We start from the raw sequence: 2541 nt of genomic DNA, 5'->3' as shown, positions 1-2541 counted from the left end.
AGGTGGTGGAGTTGTAATTTGACCCCCAAAGGGTTTGTCTGTTTGTTTGCGTCGGATCATAAAGCCTCCAAAGCCAATGCGATTTCTTCAAGGATACTGACTACAGGATGTTTCGGGTCAAATACTGCTAGGGGCGCACGTTCTTCTGACGCATCAACAAAAGCGGTAGCTCTGGGGATGGGTGGGAAAATACGACCCCAAGCTGAAAGTTGTTCTTGGATGGCTGCCAATGCTCGTTTATCGGCTGAGTTCTGTTGAGCATACCGCGTGGGAATAAACCCGGCTATTTGAATTTTGCGGTTGGCTTTATTTTTTACGTGGGTGATAGTTTGTAAAAGCTCGTCAGTTCCCTCAAAAGCTTTGAGATGGGTTTCAACGGGAACGAGTACGTGTGTGGCCGCGACTAAGGCGATATAGGAAAGCAATCCTAAGCTGGGGGGACAATCTATAAGAATAAAGTCGTATTCATTTAGAACAGATTCAACAGCTTCCTTAAGGCGCAACTCGCGCATCGCAGCACTGACTAACTGCATTTCGGCTCCACTTAGGACTCGGCTTGCTGGAACTAAGTCCATACCGTGAATGCCCTCATGAATCGGTAAGGGCTGCTCATCGATAATGGCATCAGCAACGGTTTTTTGTAACTGAGATGGCACTAGCCCCATGAATTTAGTCAAGGACGCTTGGGGGTCTAGGTCAATGAGGAGAACACGATGTTTTCGTCGCGCTAGGTGGTATCCCAAATTTTGGGTTAGTGTCGATTTGGCGACACCACCCGCTTGGTTAAACAGGGCGATAATGCGGCAAAGAGGGTCAGAAGTTGACACTGGCTTTCGTTCCTAGAAGATACGTTGACATTTGGTCAACCGGCTCGGTTTTAGTTTCCAGTTTATTGAAGTGTATCAGAAGAAGAGAAGTTCTAGCTAAGACGGTAATTTCAGCAGTAGACTTTATAGAATCAAGCAACATTAAGTCATGACTATGACAACCAAACAAGCCATTTTTGAAGCGATTGAACAACTGCCAGAGCAGCACCAAGAAGACGTGTTGCGGTATGTTCAACAGCTTGCACGTACTCAGAAATCACCAACCACAAACTCACCTACTGGCAGTAGCGACCCCCTGGCAAACTTCATTGGTGCAGTATCTCATGGCTCCTTGGCTGCCAACTTAGACTCGGAACTCTATGGCGACTAAGTGTTGAACTGGTCAAATGTACGTGCGCGGTGTGGTAAAAAGTAGCTATTAAGGGTGCATCATGGAGACAAACTATACATTTAAATTCAATTCTTCCACTGCCTTAGAAGCCCTGAAAGTTGGTAAATACGACCCGATCAACTTCTACGAGGCGCGTTTAAACCTGTTCAACCTCTCCGTAATGGCAGACTACGATCAGCTAATTTGCCTGCCCACACTAACTGCCATCGACAAATACTGGTATCAGATTGAAACAGCCCGAAAAGTACTTAGACAACTGGGTGGACGCGCATTACTAGCCGATGAAGTCGGATTGGGCAAAACCATTGAGGCGGGACTAATCATAGCCGAGTACTTAGCAAGGGGTATGGTACAGTCCATGCTGGTATTAACTCCCGCATCCCTAGTTTCCCAGTGGCAATCAGAGTTAAGTGAGAAATTTAACATTGCTACGATCACTACAGATAACCGTGACCCGCAACAACCGATAGACGAATTTTGGACGAATAATCCGCGAATTATCGCTTCATTAAACACGGCTAAGTCTGCTAAACATTATCCCCACGTCACCAGTCGCACTTGGGACTTGGTTGTTGTCGATGAAGCCCACCACCTGAAAAATCGCACTACCCTCAACTGGAAACTGGTCAACGCCCTCAATAAGCGGTTTATCCTTATGCTCACTGCTACGCCAGTGCAGAACTCCCTTATTGAACTGTTTAATCTGCTGACCCTCCTCAAGCCAGGACTGCTACAAACAGAAGCCGCTTTTAAAAAAGAATATGTCGATTCCAGGAATGGACGAGTCCCTAAAAATCCAGAAAAGTTACGCTCTCTGATGCGGGAAGTCATGGTGCGAAATACCCGCGCCCTAGTAGATGTCAAACTGCCCAAACGCTTCGCCACCACAATTACTGTTACCCCAGCAGCAGGCGAGGAGAAACTTTACCAAGATTTGAGCGAGTATCTACGTTCTTCAGAGGAGAAGCTAGACAGACTCTCTCGCACCAATTTGCTAATGCGTGCTGGTTCATCCCCTGGTGCTTTGGCTGACTCTCTCAAGCAATTGACCAAACGCCTACCTGATGAAGAACTGAAATCTTTAGCAAGACGAGCAGCCCAGGTGAAGCAGGTCGAGAAAGCAAAAGTATTGGTAGAGATGCTCTCAAAATCTTCCCAGAAAACCTTGGTCTTCACAACCCATAAAGCAACTAGCACTTATTTGGCCCAAACTCTGCAAGCTGCAAATATCCCCTTTGCAGAATTTACTGGTGGGATGTCTCTTAAACAAAAAGATGAGGCGATCGCTGCATTTCGGGATAATGTTTCTGTACTCTTAGCATC

Annotated in this window: 3 protein-coding genes; 2 read left to right on the top strand and 1 reads right to left on the bottom strand. The window is 46.5% G+C overall.

Going from position 1 to position 2541, the window contains the following annotated elements:
• Positions 1 to 56: 56 nt before the first annotated feature.
• Positions 57 to 827: an AAA family ATPase gene (locus tag VB732_RS32285; protein WP_323234917.1), complete on the bottom strand. Its 771-nt coding sequence runs from the start codon at positions 825 to 827 to the stop codon at positions 57 to 59.
• A 154-nt stretch (positions 828 to 981) separates the two neighbouring features.
• On the opposite strand from VB732_RS32285, the gene VB732_RS32280 reads away from it, so the two are divergent.
• Together VB732_RS32280 and VB732_RS32275 are read left to right on the top strand one after the other, a co-directional pair.
• Positions 982 to 1197, top strand: a complete 216-nt coding sequence (locus VB732_RS32280; protein ID WP_100896910.1) for a hypothetical protein — start codon at positions 982 to 984, stop codon at positions 1195 to 1197.
• A gap of 61 nt (positions 1198 to 1258) precedes the next feature.
• The coding region (locus tag VB732_RS32275; protein ID WP_323234915.1) for a DEAD/DEAH box helicase at positions 1259 to 2541 on the top strand (1283 nt) is incomplete at its 3' end.

Source organism: Nostoc sp. UHCC 0252, from assembly GCF_034931145.1.
Taxonomy (GTDB): Bacteria; Cyanobacteriota; Cyanobacteriia; order Cyanobacteriales; family Nostocaceae; genus Nostoc.
This window is presented reverse-complemented; position numbering and strand designations above follow the sequence as displayed.